We start from the raw sequence: 633 nt of genomic DNA, 5'->3' as shown, positions 1-633 counted from the left end.
GGTCAGGCCCGGCGCGCTCGCCACCGCCACGTCCCCGCCCGACTGCTTGGCGAACCCGATCACCTGGCTCAGACCCAGACCCGTGCCCTTGCCCACCTCCTTGGTGGTGAAGAACGGCTCGAAGATCCGCGCCAGGTCGGCCTCGGCGATCCCCGAGCCGGTGTCGCTCACCGACACCGCCGCGAACGGACCGGCATTGGCCGCGTGCCCGCGGATCGGCGGCAGCGCCCGCCCGCCCGAGAGCCGCAGGGTGAGGCGGCCCTCCCCGTCCATGGCGTCGCGCGCGTTGACCGCCATGTTGACCAGCGCCGTCTCGAACTGGCTGGCGTCGGCGCGCACGAAGCACGGGCTCTCGGGCAGCTCGGCCCCGACCCGGATGCGCGCGCCCATGATCTGGTCGAGCATCTCGGCGATGGCCTGCAGGCGGGCGCCCGCGTCGAAGATCTCGGGCTTGAGGGCCTGGCGGCGGGCGAAGGCCAGAAGCTGGCCGGTGAGCTTGGCGGCCCGATCGACCGTGTCGGACACCGCGTCGAGGTAGCGCGCCTTGCGCACCTCCGGAAGGTCGGGCCGGCGCAGGAACTCGACCGAGGAGCGGATGATGGTCAGCAGGTTGTTGAAGTCGTGCGCCACCCC

1 protein-coding gene is annotated in these 633 nt (G+C 72.7%); it reads right to left on the bottom strand.

The genetic code is table 11. The features are described from left to right. On the bottom strand, nt 1-633 hold a 633-nt coding region (locus AX737_RS30420; protein ID WP_245293529.1), incomplete at both ends, for an ATP-binding protein.

Source organism: Methylobacterium sp. CCH5-D2 (genome assembly GCF_001556475.1).
GTDB lineage: Bacteria > Pseudomonadota > Alphaproteobacteria > Rhizobiales > Beijerinckiaceae > Methylobacterium > Methylobacterium hispanicum.
Note: the sequence above shows the minus strand (reverse complement) of the source record. Positions and strands in the feature narration are given on the sequence as shown.